A 17,919-nucleotide genomic window follows, 5' to 3' on the forward strand; every position below is an offset into this window, starting at 1 on the left:
ACATCCATTTTCTCATTCGTTATATCCCTCGTGTTTCAATTACTTCTATTGTTCGCAAGTTAAAACAAGAATCTACTTATTACATTTGGCGTTCACCACACAGGTCATTCTTATTTAAACATTTTTGAAAAGAACATACTTTTTGGTCTGATGGTTATTTTGTTTGTTCAATAGGTGAAGCATCTCCTGATACTATTCGTGAGTATATTCTCAATCAGAGTTAGTCGCTTACATCCCACAGGCTAAAGACCTGTGGGTTTTACGCTCCGTTTTATAAAAATAAACATATTTTGTCATATTAAGGATTCTTTTACCCTTAGAAAAAGAATGGAAAATTAGATTTTTATTAAGTCTTTTAGACTTTTAAAAAGTGAATAACAAAAATATTTTTTCTAAAATCTAAAAAACATAACGAATCTAAGATATTATAGTAATTTTCGTAAAAATAATAGAAGTTAATTTCTGCATTTTATAACTACCTACCTTAGTGCCATAATTCAAAATTATGATAACTGAGCGTATGGAAATAGGGACAAACCACATAGCGGAAGATATACTTCAAGTAGAAAGTCAAGCAAAAAAGGTTTATTGGAATTTATCTAATCAAGAACTTACACAGCAAACTTTAGATCTTGGACAAGGAAAACTGAACGATCTTGGTGCATTATGTGTAGAGACAGGAAAATTTACAGGCCGGTCGCCAAAAGACAAATTCATTGTTAAAGATGATTTAACCATCAATACTATAGATTGGGGAGATGTCAATATCCCAATTTCGGAAGAAATCTTTGAGAATCTTTATCAAAAGATGAAAGATTCATTTGCTAATAAAGAAGTGTGGGCAAGAAAATGTTATGCTGGTGCGGATCCAAGATACCAAATCAATGTAACAGTTATCAATACAAGACCTTGGGCAAATCTATTTTGCAATAATCTTTTTATCACTCCATCTGATGAAGAACTAAAAAATTTCGAGCATGAATGGGTAATTCTTCAAAATCCTGATTTTGAAGCTAATCCTGCAATCGATGGCACTCGCTCTCCTAACTTTACTATCGTTTCTTTCACCAAGAAAATTATATTAATTGGAGGCTCAGCCTATACTGGAGAAATGAAAAAAGGTATTTTCTCTGTACTGAATTTTATACTTCCTCACGAACATAATATACTACCTATGCACTGTTCGGCCAATGAAGGTAAAGATGGAGATGTTTCTTTATTCTTTGGTTTAAGTGGTACAGGTAAAACAACGCTTTCTGCTGATGCTAACCGCGCATTGATTGGTGACGACGAACATGGTTGGGCAGACAATTCGGTATTCAACTTTGAAGGTGGTTGCTATGCTAAAGTAGTGGATTTGAGTGCAGAAAAAGAACCTGAAATATATGGCGCAATTAAACCGGGTGCTTTATTAGAAAACGTTTCCTTTTACGAAAAAAGTAATGTTGTAGATTTTAGCAATACGAACCTAACTGAGAATACACGTGTTGCTTATCCCATAGACTATATTCCAAATGCGAAACAGCCGTCTCTGGGGTATATTCCAAAGAATATATTCTTCTTAACATGTGATGCTTTTGGCATATTGCCTCCAATATCAAAATTGACAAAAGCGCAAGCCATGTATCATTTTATTTCTGGATATACAGCGAAAGTAGCTGGAACTGAGGTGGGCATCACAGAACCTCAAACTACTTTTTCTGCATGTTTCGGTCGTGTATTCTTACCTCTACATCCTACACAATATGCAGAACTGTTAGGTAAAAAACTAGAACAACACCCTGATGTAAACGTATGGTTGATTAACACCGGCTGGACCGGAGGAAAATTTGGTGAAGGCAAACGCATGAACTTAAAATACACTCGCGCCATGGTCAATGCTGCAATGCGTGGGGAATTAGATAATGTAGAGTATGTTCCTCATGCTATTTTCGGCGTACTAAAACCGCAGTCATGTCCAGGCGTACCTCCAGAAGTATTGAATCCTCGCACTACCTGGACTGATACTGATGCATATGACAAACAAGCTTTAGCTTTAGCAAAGCTCTTTGTAAACAATTTCAAACAATACGAAGATCAAGCGAGCGAAGAAATATTATCCGCTGCCCCTAACATTACATTATAAAAGACAAAAGGCTGTACAAAATTTGTACAGCCTTTGTTAATTTATAGCTTTTCCTTTTAGAAAACTTTGCTATGCCAACTTTGAGAAAATGGGATTTTCCAGTTGGATTCAAGTTCTTCCGTATTTTGAATCAAGTTATTATAAACGATAGTATCCGAAGTAACAACTCCTTCTTTCACTAATTGTTGAAATTGCTCTCTACTAGCTAATTGCAATTGTCCATCAGCATTTATGTAAGAAACACGCATTCGGTCAAAGAAATCAATACTAAACTTCTCACCTAACGCTTTAATAAAATGAACAGACTTATCAATCGAACATCCAGTTACATCAGCCACTTCTTCATCTACTTCCAATATTAGAAATAGATTATCCAACACAGCTACTTTACCTGCCAAAGCAGATCCATGTGCTGTCCATGAAGACACAAAATGTTCTGCTAACTCCTTAATTTCATTAGCTTCCGATTCGGTTAAAAATCGGTCTGCCTGATAAATCCAAACTCTAGCCATCGTATTAATGATTATAATAAGGTGAAATCATAAGGTATACTACAACACCAGTAACTGCTACGTATAACCACATCGGGTAAGTAATTCGAGCTAATTTTTTGTGTCTTTCGTAAGCTCCCGCAATTCCTCTTATAAATGTAAACAATACAAAAGGAATAATAACTACAGAAAGAACGATATGCGTAATTAGAATAAAGAAGTATACATATCGAATGAGACCTTCTCCTCCATAAGATGTGGAATCAGAAGTCATATGATAGGCTACATACATCAGTAGAAATAACGACGAACAAACCATACAAAGTTTGATCAAGGTTTCATGTAACTTCGCATTACCCTTTTTGATTGCTGAAACAGCCCAAACTAACAGAACAGCTGTCAATCCATTGATAGTCGCGTATATCGGAGGTAAAAAAGACAATGGTTCTACATCGTAACCCATTTTACGTAAATTCACTCCAAACAATGCAGCTACTGCTAAAGGAATAACAACAGATAAAGTCCATATAATACCTTTGTACTTTTTCTCTTCTTGAGTCATCGCCATATTATTTCTTTTCTACTTTTAATGGATTATTACGCGCTTCTTCTACAAGCTGAACTTTAATTTCATCTTGCAAACGCTCCATTTCCTTATTTTGATTAATATCATAAAACCCACGGATTCGACCTTCTGTATCAATTAATAAATAATTGTTACTAAAAGAATACGTATCATCAGGATTAGCATGTGCATCGATTAAAAAATTCTTTTGTACATATTCAAAGATGGATGAATCTGGACGTACGATAAACCATGTATTTGGATAATCCTTGGCATACAATTGCTGAATACTTGCTAAATCTACATTTAATTCTTTCTCATTCAGCGAAATCGAATAAAACTTAACTTTTTGAATATTCTTAAAACGATCCACTACAGGTTTTAAGTTGCTCAATAGAGTCTTTGACAATCCTTCATCTTTTGCACTAAATAAATGTACTACAGTGACAACAGTATCACTATTTAAAAATGGTGTAGGATCGCCTTTAGCATTTACTAAAGCAAGAGAAGGTACATGATGGTATAAAGTATCTGGTATTTCACGACCCATTTTGCGGTTCATCTTACCAGTTAATACCTTTTCACCATAAATTGGTAATTTCAAATACTGATTTGAACCAATTTTATTGAGTGCTATATACAAAAATCCTGGCACAATTAGTACTATAGCCAGGATTATGATAGTCGATATATTTCTCTTTTTAGAGATATTATTCATTTCTAGTTATTAGGGTAAAGCGCGTGTTCTTGCAAGTGCGTCAATAAATATCCACCTTCTACTAACATCAATACGATGAAATAAATGATGAATAAAAATACGATACCACAAGTCACAATAAAGCTTGATTTTTCAAACTTTAAGTGCATGAAGAATGCTACGATATAATATGCCTTTACTAATGTCAATACGATATAAATAGTATTAACTAAAGCGCCTTTTTGTAAAATACCCCAGTGGTGAACAAAACCTAACGCGATTAAGAATTCTAATGCAGTTAATGCTAACAATACAAAGAATACACTCCAAATACGTTTTTTGTCCATGCCTTCGCCGTGCTCGTGAGCATCGTGTGTAGCTATATGATCGTGATGTGCCATTTTCAATTTATAAAAATATTAGTCAACAATTAGATTAAGTAGAAGAATGTAAATACGAATACCCACACTAAATCCACAAAGTGCCAGTAAAGACCTACTTTTTCAACCATTAAATAAGTACCTCTGTTTTCGAACGTATTATTCAATGTCATACAAAGAACAATGATATTTAATAAAATACCAATCGATACGTGGAAACCGTGGAAACCAGTAATAGTGAAGAATAAGTTAGAAAATTGCAATGCTGCTGTATACGAAATTTCTTTAGAGAAATAAGGTTGTAATGCTGCTGCAATAGCGTCTGGATCTGTCAAACCTGTTGCTGGGTTTTGGCCAAACCAGAATCCTTGGTGATGTAAGTGAGTCCACTCAATAGCTTGACATCCTACGAAAGCCAAACCACCTAAGATAGTCCACAACATCCATTTTACTACTTCTTGTTTTGAATTTCTATGTCCTGCCTCTACAGCTAATACCATAGTTACAGATGACATAATCAAGATGAAAGTCATGATACCTACGAAAACTAAAGGTTGTCCTGACTCTGCTAAACCTGGTACAGATTGGAAGATTTTATCCGCATCAATCCATGTAGGTTGCGCAAATTTTTGAGCACCGTAATAAATTAAGAATGCTGAAAATGTAAATGCATCTGATACTAAGAAAAACCACATCATGATTTTTCCATACTCTAAATTCCAAGGCGACTTACCACCTGACCATGGTCCGTCTTTTACCTTATCCAATTGCGATACAGTTGTTGTACTCATTGTTTACTATTATTGATTCAAAAGTAAGAAAACATATATATAAATCCATAAAAGATCTAGAAAATGCCAAAAAATTGCAGCTAGATCCATTCTAAACACATTCTTCTCGGTGGCAATTGATGGCTTAGCACAAAAAAATGCACTAATCAATACAATAATACCAGCGATAATGTGCGCTAAGTGTAATCCAGTGAAGATATAGATGAACGATTGAGATGCATTGTTATTAATAAAATACACGCCCTGCTCTGTCAAAACTCCCCAAGATTGTACCTGTAATATAAAGAACACTATACCTAAAACGATAGTTACTACCAATAATAGCTTTTGTTTTGCGAGTTCGCCCGCTTTAGCTGCTTTAAAAGCTAAATGCAATGTCAAACTACTTACCAAAATTACTATAGTACTGTAAATGAACATTTGAGGTAATATGGTCTTAATTCCTTTATCAACACCACTTGCTGTGTAAACGATAAAACCACTTGAAAGCGCCGCAAACATCATAAACATACCAATCATACCCAACCAAAGATTGAATTTCTTGGCTTTAAATTGCTTTTGTTGCTCTTCCAACTTTATTTCGTTAGCTCCCATTTATATTATTTAAAAGGAATAAAATCAAAAAGTAATACTAATTGTGTCAACGGTAAATACAAAAACGATATGTACATCACCTTTTTAGCCGATTCATCTTTAAGTTCTACAAGATGTTTGTATCCATACCAAGTAAAAGCTAATCCGCCCAATAAAGATACTATCGTGAATATCCAACCTCCGAATCCGAAATACATAGGCAAAAATCCTACAGGAATCATCAATAAGGCTGATACAAAAATAAATATCGCAGATGCTTTATTCTTTTTCAAACTTGGTAATAAATTGATACCAGCTCTTTTGTAATCTTCGTCCGCTACCCAAGCAATAGCCCAATAATGTGGATATTGCCAGAAAAACTGAACTAAGAATAAAATAAAAGGCGTTATGATAATAGCAGACTCGCTTACTGAAGCATACGCTAAACCAAATCCCAAAGACTCGAACGCTGCAAAGTAGCCAATAAGTGGAGGTAATGCTCCAGGTATTGCTCCTATAAATACCGCTATTCTAGATTTAGGTTTTAATGGTGTGTATACGAATGCGTATAAAAAAATTGAAAATACAGACAAAAGACCTGCAATGAAATTTAGCTTCACTAACACTAACGTCCCTAGAATTCCCATAAATAAGCTCAACACTAAAGCCTGACCTGTGGTCATTCTTTCTGCCGGCAAGGGACGATCCATTGTACGTTTCATCAATTTGTCAATGTCTTTTTCAATTATTTCATTAAATCCATTCGCTGCTCCTGTTACCAAAAATCCGCCAATCGTTAATAATAACCAATTGAACCACATGATATCACCCTGCTGCTTCGCTCCTATCAAAAATGATATAGATGCAGAAAACACAACAGTTAACGTAAGTCGTAATTTTACAAGCTTGTTAAAATCCGAAATAAAAGTTTTCATTTGACTACTCTTTCTCCTTTTCCATCCTAGATAATAACCTTATTATCTATCTTTTCAGCTTCGTCATCAAAAGCATCAAATAATACTGTGCTCCGAAAAACAAACTCGCAATTACTAAATGCGTTGTCTGTGCAAAAGCTGGAACTGCAAATCTAGCTAATATAATTCCAGACAACATTTGTATAAGTACTAATATTAAGATTACCCATGCATATTGACTTTGAATTGACGATTTACTGAATCTATTCTTCACTAAGAAGAAAAACACAACAGTAATTAACAATGTCACATAAGCTAATATCCTATGGATAAAATAATTACTTCCTATAGCATCAATCCATTGATCTCGAGCTAATAGTCCTTCTGCATTAAAATGATCAATGGTTTCTCTAACTTCAGTACCAAATACAACCTGTACTAATGTAATCACTAAAGAAAATAAAGCTATTGCTTTGAGTCCAGTAGAAGGATAATTAACCAAAATGGTCTTATTACGCAATGTAGTAGCCGAATAGAAAGTGTAAATACTCACACCAACTATTAATAATGCCAACAGCATGTGCGTAGTAATAATCCAAGGCATCAAATTCGTCGAAACTACTATTGACCCTAACCATGCTTGAAAAATTACAAAGAACACATTAAGAACACTCCAAATAACAATGGAGGGTTTTGATTTGATATAAATGAATGAATAAACGGCTGTGAATAATAATGCGAATCCAGCTAAAACTCCAACTAACCTATTAATATATTCTGTCCATGTTTTAGCGGCATTAAATTCTTCATGTTCCAAAATAGATTTATCATGACGAATCTTATCTGCCATCTTGGAGTATCCAAAGAAATCAATGATTTTCGCAAATCGCTCATTCTTCTTTACACGTCCCTCAATATAATGTTGCTCATACCCTTCAGGTAATTGACTAACACTTGTTGGCGGAACAATTCGGTTGAAACACTTAGGCCAGTCTGGACATCCCATTCCTGAACCGGTACTTCTTACTACTCCACCAGCGATAATAACAAGAAACAAAACGATAATAGTAAATCTATTAACATTTATAAATCTCTTCTCACCAGCTGGATACATTACACTCACTATTTATATCTGTCAAAATGTAAGGAATAGAAGGTAGGATAAACCTAACCTTCTACTACTCTATTATTTTCTTTATTCCATTGCTCTTGAATACGAATAGCTTCTTCATTTCCTTCGAAATCATGAGGCATATTCGAGCTCATTGTTTCAGAGAATGGTACAGTTTGAGGGATAAAATCCTCGTTGTGACCTGGTTTACTGTAGTCATAAGGCCAACGATATACTGTAGGGATTTCTCCTGGCCAGTTACCGTGGATATGCTCTACTGGAGTAGTCCACTCTAATGTATTTGAGTTCCAAGGGTTTTGAGTAGCCTTCTTACCCCAGAAAATAGATCCGAAGAAGTTAACTAAGAAAGCAACTTGTCCAACACCTGCGATAATAGCAGCCCAAGTAACTAATAAGTTTACAGACATCCATTTTTCCATGAAAGCGAACTCTGTGAACGCATAGTAACGACGTGGAACACCATCAACACCCATGAAGTGCATTGGGAAGAATACCAAGTAAGCGCCAATGAATGTCAACCAGAAGTGGAAGTAACCTAACTTCTCGTTCATCATTCTACCGAACATTTTTGGGTACCAGTGGTAAACACCACACAACATACCAAAGATAGATGCAGAACCCATTACCAAGTGGAAGTGAGCTACTACGAAATATGTATCGTGTAAATTGATATCTAAAGCTGCGTTACCTAAGAATAAACCTGTCAAACCACCTGAGATGAAGAATGAAACCATACCGATAGCAAACATCATCGCTGGAGTGAAACGGATATTACCTCTCCATAATGTTGCCATGTAGTTGAATGATTTAACGGCAGATGGTACAGCGATAATCAACGTAGTGATCATGAAAACACCTCCTAAGAAAGGGTTCATACCAGTCACGAACATGTGGTGACCCCATACGATGAATGATAATACTGTAATACCTACTAAAGAGTAAACCATCGCGTGGTAACCGAAGATTGGTTTACGTGAGTTAGTAGAGATAACTTCGGAAGTCAAACCTAATGCAGGCATAACTACGATATATACCTCTGGGTGACCTAAGAACCAGAATAAGTGTTGGAACAAGATTGGAGAACCACCTTCATTAGGTAAGATCTGACCTTGAACTACTAAGTCTGATAAATAGAATGATGTACCTACTGAACGGTCAAAGATCAATAATACTACTGCTGATACCAATACTGGGAATGATAACAAACCCACGATAGCAGTTAAGAAGAACGCCCAAATAGTTAAAGGCATTTTCCAAAGATCCATACCTTTAGTACGCATATTTAAAATAGTAGAAATATAGTTCACACCACCCAATACCTGAGAAGCGATGAACAATGTCATACTGATCAACCATAATGTCATACCTAATCCCGAACCAGCGATCGCTGTAGGAACAGCAGAAAGTGGAGGATAAATTGTCCAACCTGGTGATGCAGGACCACTTTCAACAAAGAAAGAAGCTACCATGATAACACACGCTACAAAGAAGAACCAGTATGATAACATGTTCATCAATGGAGACGCCATATCACGTGCACCAATTTGATATGGAATTAATAAGTTACTGAATGTACCTGATAAACCCGCAGTCAATACGAAGAATACCATCATTGTACCGTGAATAGTAACTAATGATAAAAAGAAATCTGGTTTAATACGACCACCTTCAGCCCATTTACCTAAGAATACTTCTAAGATAGGGAACTCTTTGTCCGGCCAAGCTAATTGGATACGGAACAATAGAGATAATGTCATGGCAAAAACTGCCATAATGATACCCGTGATCAAGAATTGCTTCGCAATCATCTTGTGATCCCCACTAAATATATATTTAGTTAGGAACGTCTCATGGTGATGACCATGTGCATCATGATGAGCTGCGTCGTGTGATATAACTGTACTTGACATATTACTTTATAAAAAATCTTCTATAATTAATTTAATGAAGCTGTTTTCACACCTTCTGATACATTGTTACTCGCAAACTCTTTTTGCAAATCTTCTGTAAAGTATTTGCCTTGTTTTGCTAACCACTCTTTATATTCAGCTTCTGTAACAACGATAACTTTTTTACCCATGTTATAGTGACCTTCACCACAGATTTTGTTACATAACATAATGTAATCGTAGCTAGGATCATTCATTTTATCACGCATCTCTTCTGTAGTCACTGTTGGAGTGAATTGGAAGTAGTTTGTCATACCTGGTACTGCGTTGATTTGAACACGGAAATCAGGAATAAAGAATGAGTGAATAATATCCTTTGAAATAATGTGGAAACGTACCGATTTATTTACAGGAATAACAATGTCTTGTGGTTGTAAATCATCCCAAGAAGATTTGTCATTGAAATCTATACCGTAAGGGTTAGTAGGCGTAGTCAATTTGTAATTACGTTTACCAATTTGACCATCAGTACCTGGGTAACGAATATTCCATTTGAATTGCTCTGCCAATACTTCAATTTGAATAGCTTCCTTTTGCAATTCTTCTGGTACGTTAGTAATTGATCTCCAAGTAAAGAAACCAAACAATACTAATACAGTCAATACTACCGCTGGAACGATTGTCCATAATCTTTCGATAGCATCATTGTGTGGATAGTAATAAGCTTGACGTTTTGCTCTAGCTCTATAAATGTATGTGAAGCCTAATAAAACAATGTGAGTCAAAACTAAAACCACTGTAATAATCACTAAAGTAATCATAAACATGCGGTCAATGTCTTTACCATGCTCAGTTACAGCATCTCTCCAAGCCCAACTGCCCCATACATCATATCCGTAGTAAACAAAACCTAAGAATACAACTAAGAAAATAAGGAACAATACAGCTTGTAGATTATTGTTACCATACTCGTTGTACTTACCATTCATTTTTCTAGTCAATACATAGACTGAATGAATTTTGCCAATAACAGCAACGATAGTACAAAGAACTAAAAACAATAATACATAGTAAAAGAAGTTCTTATAGACTTGAGGATCTATTTTCTTTACTTCTTCTGCCTTAGCTGTCGCTGTAGTAGTAGTACTGGCATCATCCGCAGCCACAGTTGCTGTTGCTGATGAATCTGCTGCTGTACTATCAACAGTTGCCGCAGCAGTGGTAGCAGCTACATCTGCTACCACTGTTGTGTCAACTACTGTTGAATCATTTTGCAAAGCCGATACTGGCGCCGCAAAAAATAAGCTGATTAAAAGTAGTAAACCCGCTATGGATTTAAACCCGTTATTAATTTTTAAATTCATTTCTTATATAAACGTTTGAACGTAACTTCTTTCAATTCTATATTAAATCTGATGGTTTAAACTTTCATCAAGGAATGGATGATGTTTAGCCGCTAATGGATGTTTACTGATTTTATTCAATACTAAGAAAGTAAATAAACCTGCAAATCCGATAGCTGTACCAATTTCTATAATTCCAAAACCTCTATCTGTTTCAACTGTACCAGGCATGATCATAATATAGTAGTCTAACCAGTGTCCACACAATAATAAGATTGCAGTGAACAACATGATGTTTTGCTTACGTTTAGCGTCTCTATCTACTAATATCAACAATGGTGATAAGAAGTTGATGATGATGCTTAACCAGAACCATGGTTTGTATTCAGGTTCCCAACGTTTGTAGAAGTAAACAGTTTCTTCAGGAATGTTTGAATACCAAATCAACATGAATTGTGCAAACCAAACATAAGTCCAGAAGATAGAGAAACCGAACATTAACTTACCTAAGTCATGTAAGTGATTCTCATTTACCCATGCCATATATCCAGCTTTTTTCAATAATACTAAGATTACTACGATAGCAGCAATACCACTAACCCACATAGCTGCAAAATTGTACCATCCGAACATTGTAGAGAACCAGTGGGCCTCTAATGACATGATAGTATCAAATGACCAGATAGGTGTAGTGAAACCAAAGATTACTAAGAAAATAGCTGACAATTTGAAGCTTTTCTTGTATGAATTAAGACCACCTTCTAAATCTTCTTTATAAGATAACTTAGCAATGATGAAAGCAAAGATGCTGTAAGTACCCATAAACAATACCTGACGGATAAAGAATCCAGGGATGTTTAAAAAGGCAGATTTACCAGCTACCAAAGCGTCATAATGTGGGCTATTTGGATCGAATAATTCTGGTGCAGTCCAGTGGTGGTACAATGTATGTGTATAAATACCTCCTGCCGCGATGATTAATAAAACTACAGCTGCAATAGGTAATACACTAGCCATTGCTTGAGGAATGCGAAGCATACCTGCTGACCAACCAGATTGAGTTACCATCTGAAGTGCGATAAAGAAAGCACCGGCAGCACATACACAAGCAAAATAATATCCCATCAATAGTAGATTGGCGAATGTGCGAGTTGTATCTCCTGTGGACAAACCATATGCAATGGTAGCAACACCTAATACAACAGCAACCAAGCTAACAATCTTCGCTGTACCAGCAAATGTATATTGCTCGCTGAAATTATAATCGTGATGATGATTGTGAGTTCCCATTTATTAAATTGATGTTAGATTATTTCTTTTGTAATTCTTGAACATACATAACTACTTTCCAACGCTCTTCTGGATTCAATTGAGATGCATGTGATCCCATTGTATTCAAACCGTAGTAAATAGTATGATAAATTTTACCAGCAGTCAAATCTGCCATTAATCCACCTCTTGATGAATTCGCTCCACCTGATCTTGTGTAAGCTGGAGGATTAGGGAAGTTCTCTAACTGACGAGTACCTCTCGAATCTGTCACCGAACGATCTTTAGTAATAGAACCGTCACCTTTACCTTCTTTACCGTGACATACTGCACAGTTTACTAAGTATAAGTGTTGTCCTTGCGCTAAGTTTTCCTCATTCACAGGAAGTGGGTTAGTTAACTCCGCTCCCGCTCTTTGGTAATCCTCTGGTGTATTTGAATATTCAGCAGCAAATCTTTCGAAACCTTGAGGTAATGTACCTGCAGGAGGAGTTTGAGCTGTTTGTTTATTTTTGAAATTATTGTTTGGCTGATCTGGATTGTATGCTAACGGATCGTACATATTACGCGAAAATTCCAAACCTGTGCTACGCGTAGTACCATCTCCACAAGCAGTAGTTACTGCTGCGAAAGCTACAGCCATACATACAGCGCCAAGAAAATTCTTCTTATTCATAACTAACATATTTTCTTTCATTGTATTTAACCTCTACTGCTCCAGCTTCTTTTAATAAAGAATCTACTAAAGCATGATCTGTATTTTCACGCGCATCAACTGCCAAAATGAAACGATCGTCCGTAGCTCTCAAATCCATAACGCGTGGCGCGCGTCCTGGAAATAAATGATTGCGGAAGAAGAAAGTCGCTACCATACCTAATGCACATAACAAGATCGTCACCTCAAATGTTACCGGTACAAAGTTAGGTAATGGTAATGATGGCTTACCACCGATATTCATTGGCCAATCATAAGCCATGGTATAGTATAATAAGCTAAATCCTAATGTAGTACCCAAAGCACCAAAACAGAAGGCTGCGATAGGTAATCTCGAAGGCTTTACACCCAATTTAGCTTCGATTCCGTGAATCGGCATAGGCGTAAAACAGTCGTATATGCTAATATTATTTGCTTGCAATTTTTCAATCCCGTGCATCAAATCATCAGGATCAGCAAAACTACCTAGTATATATTTTGTATTGCTCATTGCTGTTATTTTTTACGTAATGCGTTAATGTCCTCTTGTGAAACTGAATCGTATTTTTCCAATGATCCTTTGAAGAATTCAACTTGATCCTCAGGGAAAGCACCTTCTTGTACCAATTTAGTTTTATGTTGTAAGCTAGAACTTTTCAATAATAACTTAACCTCTGCGATTGCGATACCTGGTAAGAAACGTAAGAACAATAAGAATAATACGAAGAATAAACCAATTGAACCTACAAAGATACCAACGTCAGTCCATGTTGGGTAGAACATTGCCCAAGATGATGGTAAGTAATCACGGTGTAATGAAGTTACGATAATTACGAAACGTTCGAACCACATACCAATGTTTACGATGATTGACAATACCCATGAAATAGGAATACTTGTACGAATCTTTTTGAACCAGAATAACTGAGGTGAGATTACGTTACATGTCATCATCGCCCAATAAGCCCAAGCGTAAGGACCAGCAACACGGTTTGCGAAAGCATACATCTCATATTCAGAACCTGAATACCACGCAATAAATAACTCAGTCAAATAAGCAACACCTACGATAGAACCTGTAGTCATGATGATTTTGTTCATAGACTCAATGTGGAACATCGTGATATAGTGCTCAAAATTCAATACTTTACGTAAGATTAATAATAATGTTTGTACCATCGCGAAGCCCGAGAAAATCGCACCTGCCACGAAATATGGAGGGAAGATTGTCGTGTGCCATCCTGGAATTACCGAAGTAGCAAAGTCCATAGATACGATAGTGTGTACCGAAAGTACAAGTGGAGTAGAAATACCAGCCAAAATCAAGGACACGATTTCAAAACGTTGCCATGTTTTTACTGAACCATTCCATCCGAAAGAGAAGATTGAATAGATTCTTCTTCTCAAACCAGTAGCACGGTCACGTACTGAAGCGATATCTGGTAATAAACCACAGTACCAGAATACTAATGATACCGTGAAGTATGTAGAGATCGCGAAAGCATCCCATACAAGTGGTGAGTTAAAGTTTACCCACAAAGAACCGAATTGGTTTGGAAGTGGGAAAATCCAATAAGCTAACCAAGGACGTCCCATGTGCGCTACAACGTACGTTGCGGCACAGATAACGGCGAAAATCGTCATCGCTTCCGCAGAACGGTTGATGGAGTTACGCCAGTTTTGACGGAATAATAATAATACGGCTGAGATAAGCGTACCGGCGTGACCGATACCTACCCACCATACGAAGTCGGTGATATCCCATGCCCAACCTACTGTTTTGTTTAGACCCCAAGCACCGATACCCGTCCAGAACGTGTATCCAACGCTAATAACCCATAAGCTAGCTCCTACACAGGCTACAATAAATCCAATCCACCAAGCTTTGTTGGGTTTATTTTCAACCGGTAGTAAGATATCATCCGTAATTTGTGCATACGTGATGTCCTTACCGGTCATTAATGGTTCTCTTAATATTGATTCGTTATGCGATGACATAGTTGTTTTATTTCAAATAAAGAATAAAATTATGCTTCAAATGTGTTTCTAACTTTAGTCATGTAACCGATATTCGGTTGAACATTGATCTCTTCTAACACATAGTAAACACGCTCGTTACGTAATGCTTTAGATACTTCAGAATTAGGATCATTTGCATCACCGAAGATAATAGCGTTTGCCGAACATGCCGCTTGACAAGCCATTTTCACATCTCCATCTACCAACTTACGGTTTTCCATTTTTGCTTTCAATTTACCAGCTTGAATACGTTGGATACACATTGAACATTTCTCCATTACCCCACGCGAACGTGTAGTAACATCTGGATTCAATACTAATTGTGTAAACTCGTTATTTAAGTAGTTATCAAAGCGTGAATCATTCCAGTAGTTGAACCAGTTGAAACGACGTACTTTGTATGGGCAGTTGTTTGCACAGTAACGTGTACCGAAACATCTGTTGTAAGCCATGTGGTTAAGACCTTCTGAAGAGTGTACTGTCGCTAATACTGGACATACAGTTTCACAAGGAGCGTGGTCACAGTGTTGACACAACATTGGTTGGTAAACAACTGAAACATTTTCGAAATCTAAAGCATCAGCTTTAGCGATTTCTTTTTCTTTAGTATACGCATTTGATTCGTTATCCGCGATAGTGTAATAACGGTCAATACGTAACCAGTGCATTTCACGACGACGACGAACCTCGTCACGACCTACTACTGGGATATTGTTTTCAACATTACAAGCAACAATACATGAACCACAACCAGTACAAGCATTTAAATCAATAGCCATTACCCATTTGTGACCAGGGCTTTCGAATTTGTTCCACAAGTCATATGATTTGTGAGAATCTGCGAAACGACCTGACTCTGAGTGCGGATCTTTTTGATATTTAGCGAAAGTAGTTTCACGAATGATGTTACGACCTTCGATAGTGTGATGTGTTTGTGTTTGTGCTAATTCGTAAGATCCAGAAGCTTTAGATACTGACGCTTTAGCAGCGAATTGAATTGTACCGTTTATTAATGAAGCTAATGGATAAGCGTTTTGACCTACATTGTTACCCGCTTTACCTACTGCAGTACGACCGTAACCTACAGCGACAGAAACAGTTCCTAGTGCTTGACCTGGTTGTAATACAACTGGCAATTCGATTGATTTACCATTTGCTTCTACAGTTACTTTACTATTTTCACCAAGACCTAATTGCTCAGCAAATTTAGGGTTGATAGCTGCAAAGTTGTCCCAAGTTACTTTAGTTACTGGATCAGGCAACTCTTGTAAGTATGCGTTGTTCGCATAGCGACCGTCGCGCAATACTGGAGATTCGTATAATTTCAATTCTACGTCGCCAGCTACTTTTTTCGCATCAGCAACGATAGCTGAAGCTACAGAAGCTACATCAGCATTAGCTGAATAAGCTGAGCCAGCAGTAGTACCTTTATATATAAAACCAGCTTGTAATACTTCTTTCCAAGATTTACCAGTACCAGCTAAGATATTAGCTTCCCAATTTTGTTTTACGAAATCATAGATGTTCGTAGTATCGCCAGCCCACACTAAGAAACTTTGCTCAGCTTGACGCGTGTTATAAATTGGGTTGATAGTAGGTTGAACAATTGTAAACAATCCTTCTTTAGCTGAAGCATCACCCCAAGATTCTAAGTAATTAGGAACTGGTGCGATAGCTTTCAATAATGAAGCTGTCTCATCAGCACGATCAGCGAATGATAATGTAAAGTCAACTTTAGAAATTGCCGCTTTTACATCCTCAGCGTTGAAGTAATTGTAAACAGGGTTGCTATTCAAGAATAATGCTACTCCTACTTGACCACCTTTAGCAGCAGTTAAAAATTGTTGGAAAGCAGCATCAGAACCTTGATATTGTTTTGAATAATTATCTAAATCGATGATAGCACCGTAAGCACCTAATTGTGTATTGATAACATTTACTAATGATTGAATGTTGATGTCATTAGCGCCTGCTACTACTACTGCAGCACCTTTAGCAGCTACTAATTCTTTAGCTACTAATTTAATTGCTGTTTGTGCTTTTGCGTTTGTAGTACCACCAGCTAAAGATTGACCTGTAATTTCATTGTACAATGAAATCAACACAGCTCCTTCTTCAGAAGGTTTGATAGCGATACGTACATCGGCATTTGAACCCGTCATGGAAAGACCAGACTCAAATTGGATATGACGTGACATTTTACCATTTTTCAATGATTTGTAGTCACGGTTTTTGATATAATCTTGTGAATGCTCTTCACCTGACAACCAAGAACCTAAGAAATCCGCAGCTACTGAAACAACTACTTGAGCATTTCCGAAATTGTAAGAAGGGATAACAGCCTTGCCAAATGAATTTTTGTTCGCTTCAATAATACCACTGTAAGAAACAGCATCTACTTGTACTAAAGTAGCAGTAGGATATTTAGCTGTTAACTTCGCGATAGAAGCTAAAGTTGATGGAGAATTAACTGTCGTCGAAACGATAGCGATTTGCTTACCAGCCTGAGCAGCTTTGTTTAAAGCAGCGATTACCGTGCTATCTAATTTAGACCATTCTACATCTTTACCGTCTAATTGAGGATTCTGTAATTTAGACATATCGTATAGATCCAATACAGAAGCTACAGTTGTAGCATCCGAACCTTGGTTCAATCCGATACCGTTAGGGTTAGGCTCGATGAAGATTGGACGACCTTCACGAGTTTTAACTAAAATACTTTGTCCATTGAATGATGAAGCGTAGTAGTTAGGAATACCAGGAGTAACCTCTTCTGGTTTAATTACATAAGGAACAGCTTTGTGAACCGGCGTACGGTTACACGCTGCCAATGTAACAGCTCCCAAACCAAAACCTAAAGCCTTCAAGAAATCACGACGAGGTGTTCTTGTACTTAAGCCTGCTTCGTTTAATACATCTTCTACAGGAATAGGCTCAGCAAACTCACTCTTGCTATTCTCTACGAAAGCAGGAGTTTGATTTAACTCTTCTAAACCTTTCCAATATTTTTTATTGCTATCCATTTAAGCTGTATATA

Annotated in this window: 16 protein-coding genes and 1 pseudogene; 2 read left to right on the top strand and 15 right to left on the bottom strand. The window is 36.7% G+C overall.

All coding sequences use genetic code 11. From position 1 onward, the window contains the following. Window positions 1-14: 14 nt before the first annotated feature. A pseudogene (locus H8B04_RS17400) lies at window positions 15-224 on the top strand (transposase). A 281-nt stretch (window positions 225-505) separates the two neighbouring features. Continuing rightward, window positions 506-2,125 (top strand): phosphoenolpyruvate carboxykinase (ATP), encoded by a 1,620-nt coding sequence (pckA, locus tag H8B04_RS03185; protein WP_223815226.1) that lies wholly within the window; start codon window positions 506-508, stop codon window positions 2,123-2,125. Between the two features lie 56 nt (window positions 2,126-2,181). On the opposite strand, the gene H8B04_RS03190 is transcribed toward pckA, so the two are convergent. Genes H8B04_RS03190 through H8B04_RS03260 form a run of 15 tightly spaced genes read right to left on the bottom strand, consistent with a single transcriptional unit; the run spans window position 2,182 to window position 17,905 of the window. Beyond that, a complete protein-coding gene (locus H8B04_RS03190; RefSeq protein ID WP_165291224.1) occupies window positions 2,182-2,637 on the bottom strand; it encodes an NAD-glutamate dehydrogenase in 456 nt (151 codons plus the stop codon). 4 nt (window positions 2,638-2,641) lie between these two features. After that, window positions 2,642-3,184 (bottom strand): DUF420 domain-containing protein, encoded by a 543-nt coding sequence (locus tag H8B04_RS03195; RefSeq protein WP_165291225.1) that lies wholly within the window; start codon window positions 3,182-3,184, stop codon window positions 2,642-2,644. Window position 3,185: 1 nt separating this feature from the next. Further along, window positions 3,186-3,899 (bottom strand): thioredoxin domain-containing protein, encoded by a 714-nt coding sequence (locus tag H8B04_RS03200; RefSeq protein ID WP_190301435.1) that lies wholly within the window; start codon window positions 3,897-3,899, stop codon window positions 3,186-3,188. Window positions 3,900-3,901: 2 nt separating this feature from the next. After that, window positions 3,902-4,279, bottom strand: a complete 378-nt coding sequence (locus H8B04_RS03205; protein ID WP_165291227.1) for a cytochrome C oxidase subunit IV family protein — start codon at window positions 4,277-4,279, stop codon at window positions 3,902-3,904. A gap of 29 nt (window positions 4,280-4,308) precedes the next feature. Then, complete coding sequence (locus tag H8B04_RS03210; protein ID WP_165291228.1) at window positions 4,309-5,049, bottom strand: cytochrome c oxidase subunit 3; 741 nt, start codon at window positions 5,047-5,049, stop codon at window positions 4,309-4,311. A gap of 9 nt (window positions 5,050-5,058) precedes the next feature. Then, on the bottom strand, window positions 5,059-5,643 hold the full coding sequence (locus H8B04_RS03215; RefSeq protein WP_190301436.1) for a cytochrome c oxidase subunit 3: 585 nt from the start codon (window positions 5,641-5,643) through the stop codon (window positions 5,059-5,061). Between the two features lie 5 nt (window positions 5,644-5,648). Next, window positions 5,649-6,557, bottom strand: coding sequence for a heme o synthase (cyoE, locus tag H8B04_RS03220; protein WP_165291230.1), 909 nt, complete (start codon window positions 6,555-6,557; stop codon window positions 5,649-5,651). Window positions 6,558-6,603: 46 nt separating this feature from the next. Continuing rightward, a complete protein-coding gene (locus H8B04_RS03225) occupies window positions 6,604-7,650 on the bottom strand; it encodes a COX15/CtaA family protein (protein WP_190301515.1) in 1,047 nt (348 codons plus the stop codon). A gap of 53 nt (window positions 7,651-7,703) precedes the next feature. Then, complete coding sequence (locus H8B04_RS03230; protein WP_190301437.1) at window positions 7,704-9,578, bottom strand: cytochrome c oxidase subunit I; 1,875 nt, start codon at window positions 9,576-9,578, stop codon at window positions 7,704-7,706. Window positions 9,579-9,604: 26 nt separating this feature from the next. Further along, window positions 9,605-10,921: a cytochrome c oxidase subunit II gene (locus tag H8B04_RS03235; RefSeq protein ID WP_165291231.1), complete on the bottom strand. Its 1,317-nt coding sequence runs from the start codon at window positions 10,919-10,921 to the stop codon at window positions 9,605-9,607. A 42-nt stretch (window positions 10,922-10,963) separates the two neighbouring features. Next, window positions 10,964-12,190: a quinol:cytochrome C oxidoreductase gene (locus H8B04_RS03240; RefSeq protein ID WP_165291232.1), complete on the bottom strand. Its 1,227-nt coding sequence runs from the start codon at window positions 12,188-12,190 to the stop codon at window positions 10,964-10,966. A gap of 19 nt (window positions 12,191-12,209) precedes the next feature. Beyond that, a complete protein-coding gene (locus H8B04_RS03245; protein ID WP_317166099.1) occupies window positions 12,210-12,845 on the bottom strand; it encodes a c-type cytochrome in 636 nt (211 codons plus the stop codon). Further along, on the bottom strand, window positions 12,838-13,374 hold the full coding sequence (locus H8B04_RS03250) for a DUF3341 domain-containing protein (RefSeq protein ID WP_165291234.1): 537 nt from the start codon (window positions 13,372-13,374) through the stop codon (window positions 12,838-12,840). Before H8B04_RS03250 ends, H8B04_RS03245 begins: the two co-directional genes overlap by 8 nt. 5 nt (window positions 13,375-13,379) lie before the next feature. Next, window positions 13,380-14,861 carry an NrfD/PsrC family molybdoenzyme membrane anchor subunit gene (gene nrfD, locus H8B04_RS03255; RefSeq protein WP_165291235.1) on the bottom strand — a complete coding sequence of 494 codons (1,482 nt, stop codon included), beginning with the start codon at window positions 14,859-14,861 and terminating at the stop codon, window positions 13,380-13,382. A 29-nt stretch (window positions 14,862-14,890) separates the two neighbouring features. After that, window positions 14,891-17,905 (bottom strand): TAT-variant-translocated molybdopterin oxidoreductase, encoded by a 3,015-nt coding sequence (locus H8B04_RS03260; RefSeq protein WP_190301438.1) that lies wholly within the window; start codon window positions 17,903-17,905, stop codon window positions 14,891-14,893. Between the last annotated feature and the right edge of the window lie 14 nt (window positions 17,906-17,919).

Origin of the sequence: Sphingobacterium litopenaei, assembly GCF_014692495.1 — a bacterium.
Lineage (GTDB): Bacteria > Bacteroidota > Bacteroidia > Sphingobacteriales > Sphingobacteriaceae > Sphingobacterium > Sphingobacterium litopenaei.

Bases quoted from the DNA above. Each gene is read 5' to 3' on its own strand.
- pckA (WP_223815226.1), top strand. From the start codon at position 506: ATGATAACTGAGCGTATGGAAATAGGGACAAACCACATAGCGGAAGAT.
- H8B04_RS03190 (WP_165291224.1), bottom strand. From the start codon at position 2,637: ATGGCTAGAGTTTGGATTTATCAGGCAGACCGATTTTTAACCGAATCG.
- H8B04_RS03195 (WP_165291225.1), bottom strand. From the start codon at position 3,184: ATGGCGATGACTCAAGAAGAGAAAAAGTACAAAGGTATTATATGGACT.
- H8B04_RS03200 (WP_190301435.1), bottom strand. From the start codon at position 3,899: ATGAATAATATCTCTAAAAAGAGAAATATATCGACTATCATAATCCTG.
- H8B04_RS03205 (WP_165291227.1), bottom strand. From the start codon at position 4,279: ATGGCACATCACGATCATATAGCTACACACGATGCTCACGAGCACGGC.
- H8B04_RS03210 (WP_165291228.1), bottom strand. From the start codon at position 5,049: ATGAGTACAACAACTGTATCGCAATTGGATAAGGTAAAAGACGGACCA.
- H8B04_RS03215 (WP_190301436.1), bottom strand. From the start codon at position 5,643: ATGGGAGCTAACGAAATAAAGTTGGAAGAGCAACAAAAGCAATTTAAA.
- cyoE (WP_165291230.1), bottom strand. From the start codon at position 6,557: ATGAAAACTTTTATTTCGGATTTTAACAAGCTTGTAAAATTACGACTT.
- H8B04_RS03225 (WP_190301515.1), bottom strand. From the start codon at position 7,650: ATGTATCCAGCTGGTGAGAAGAGATTTATAAATGTTAATAGATTTACT.
- H8B04_RS03230 (WP_190301437.1), bottom strand. From the start codon at position 9,578: ATGTCAAGTACAGTTATATCACACGACGCAGCTCATCATGATGCACAT.
- H8B04_RS03235 (WP_165291231.1), bottom strand. From the start codon at position 10,921: ATGAATTTAAAAATTAATAACGGGTTTAAATCCATAGCGGGTTTACTA.
- H8B04_RS03240 (WP_165291232.1), bottom strand. From the start codon at position 12,190: ATGGGAACTCACAATCATCATCACGATTATAATTTCAGCGAGCAATAT.
- H8B04_RS03245 (WP_317166099.1), bottom strand. From the start codon at position 12,845: ATGAATAAGAAGAATTTTCTTGGCGCTGTATGTATGGCTGTAGCTTTC.
- H8B04_RS03250 (WP_165291234.1), bottom strand. From the start codon at position 13,374: ATGAGCAATACAAAATATATACTAGGTAGTTTTGCTGATCCTGATGAT.
- nrfD (WP_165291235.1), bottom strand. From the start codon at position 14,861: ATGTCATCGCATAACGAATCAATATTAAGAGAACCATTAATGACCGGT.
- H8B04_RS03260 (WP_190301438.1), bottom strand. From the start codon at position 17,905: ATGGATAGCAATAAAAAATATTGGAAAGGTTTAGAAGAGTTAAATCAA.